The sequence below is a fragment of the Erythrobacter sp. genome (assembly GCF_038133525.1).
In the GTDB taxonomy this organism is placed as follows: domain Bacteria; phylum Pseudomonadota; class Alphaproteobacteria; order Sphingomonadales; family Sphingomonadaceae; genus Qipengyuania.
In genome coordinates this window covers 23,558-25,532 of record NZ_JAYPTL010000049.1, presented here as the reverse complement: position 1 = coordinate 25,532, position 1,975 = coordinate 23,558, and the positions used below count along the sequence as shown (strand labels likewise).

General features: G+C 63.3%; 3 protein-coding genes. 1 reads left to right on the top strand and 2 read right to left on the bottom strand.

Features of this window, described 5'->3' with window-relative positions:
* Window positions 1-265, top strand: a 265-nt coding sequence (gene rpmB / locus AAFM29_RS12730) for a 50S ribosomal protein L28 (protein WP_341713175.1), incomplete at its 5' end; no start/stop codon positions are given.
* 51 nt (window positions 266-316) lie between these two features.
* On the opposite strand, the gene AAFM29_RS12725 is transcribed toward rpmB, so the two are convergent.
* Together AAFM29_RS12725 and AAFM29_RS12720 are read right to left on the bottom strand one after the other, a co-directional pair.
* Complete coding sequence (locus AAFM29_RS12725) at window positions 317-1,297, bottom strand: esterase-like activity of phytase family protein (RefSeq protein WP_341713174.1); 981 nt, start codon at window positions 1,295-1,297, stop codon at window positions 317-319.
* A gap of 31 nt (window positions 1,298-1,328) precedes the next feature.
* Window positions 1,329-1,975, bottom strand: a 647-nt coding sequence (locus AAFM29_RS12720) for a M23 family metallopeptidase (RefSeq protein ID WP_341713173.1), incomplete at its 5' end; no start/stop codon positions are given.

The following is a 1,975-nucleotide window of genomic DNA, read 5'->3' as shown; positions in this document are numbered from 1 at the left end:
CGGCAAGGGCCGCCAGGTTGGCCACAATGTGAGCCACGCCAACAACAAGACCAAGAAGGTCTTCCTGCCGAACCTGCAGAACGTCACGCTGATGAGCGAGAAGCTCGATCGCAGCTACAAGTTCCGCGTGTCGACCCAGGGCCTGCGCTCGGTCGAACACAACGGCGGTCTCGACAACTGGCTGCTCAAGACCAGCGACACGAAGCTGTCGGCGCGCGCCCTCAAGGTGAAGCGCGAGCTGAAGAAGGCTGCTGCAGGCGCCTAAGGCCGCAGCACTTCGGTGCTGTCTTGATAGCTAACGCAAGAGCGCGCGGGGTCACTCGCGCGCTTTTTGCCGTTGGTCCCAGCTCAGCTTGAGCAACAATGTCCGCTGATAGTGCATGAAGTTGTCGTCGGAGATCAGCCAGACATGCCTGCCATCGGGATCGTCGGTAACCGCCATGCCCTCGTAGTTGTCTTGCGGGATTGAGGCAGCGAAGCGCGCCAGCACACGCGACGTGAGTATCCCATCGTCCGAAGGCTGATCGATATCCACCACGCCAATCGCGGTTCCAAAGCCAGGTGGAAGCCCAATCTCCAGCTTGCGGAAGAGAATGAGGGCCCGGCCGTTGTCGAGCGGGGCAAGGTCGACCGGTCGAAAGCCGTCAGGTGCAACAAAGGATAGCTCGAGCGGCTTGTCGTCCTCGACCGGGTCCCTCGAGAAGACAAGCGCCTGATGCTTATCCGAAAACCAGCTTCCGGTTCCCTCTTCGATGACCAGGAATCGACCGTCGGCCAGCCTTGCAAAGGCTTCGGGACCGCTATTGGCGCCCCAATCACGCATCGCGGCAGGGCGGACACGGCCTGAAACCTTGAGGTCGGGACCGAAGCGCACGATGCGGTTTTTGCCTTCGTACCCGGCCCAAACCGTTCCGGTTGCAGGATCGCGGGTTAGCGATTCGAGATCGAGATTCGCCTTCTCTACCTTGCGCCTTGGGCCGAGGTGGCTGAGCAGCGCCAGGCCGCTTCCACGGTCGGGCCGCCGGAAGACCAGCTTTCGCCCGCTGTCACTGCCGGCGACAAACCGATCATCAGCAAGCGTGATCAGCGCGGAGAAACCTCCGAACCCCGAATCGGCCCCGGCGATCTGCCAGGCACCGACAAGCTCGAAGGAGCCGAAGCGCTGCGCCTGGAAAGGGATCGGCTTGATCGCCGCATGGGGGGCAACGACCGGATTGGGTGGCGAGGTATGAATCCAGGTGACGGGCGCAGCAGCTGCCAGGACGGCGAGACCCAGAGCAAGACGTGTGCGGCGCATGACGAAAAGCGGAAGCCTGGTGCGGACGGGACTAGCGCATTGGCCCGGTGAAGAGCAGCGGATCGAGCCGCGCTTCGTGCCACTTGAGGCTCCAGTGCAAATGCGGACCCGTCGCCCGGCCCGATGAGCCGATATCGCCGATATGCTGCCCCTGCTGCACCGCGTCACCTTCCTTCACATAGAGCCGCGAGGAATGCAGGAAGGCGCTGTTCAGTCCATTGCCGTGGTCAATGATCAGCAGGTTGCCCTCGAGGCTGTAGCCCTGCACCGCCAGCACCACCACGCCATCGGCGGGCGCGACATAGGGGGTGCCGCTGGTGCCGGTGGTGATGTCGATCCCTGAATGATAGCTGCCCGGCTCGCCGCGATAGATGCGCTGCGAACCGAAGCGACCCGAAATTCGCCCCGCGACCGGCCAGATGAAGTGCTGGCGCCAGCCCTGCGCGCCGGTCAGATTCTGGCGGGCGCTCCAGATAGCATCCAGCTCGGGCTGGCGAATCTTCATGAAGGCTTCCGACGCGCCGCCGGGTCGGCGAGCGATATTGACCTTTTCGATCTGCCAGGCGCGCGGCGAGATCGCGAGCCGCTCGCTGATCACGCGATCGTCAACGAGCACCGCCGACAAGGTAGCCGTGGCCGCCGCATCGCGATCGAAGGCGGCAAAGAATTGCCCTATCT

Coding starts and splice junctions, on each gene's coding strand:
- AAFM29_RS12725 (WP_341713174.1), bottom strand. CDS start 1,297: ATGCGCCGCACACGTCTTGCTCTGGGTCTCGCCGTCCTGGCAGCTGCT.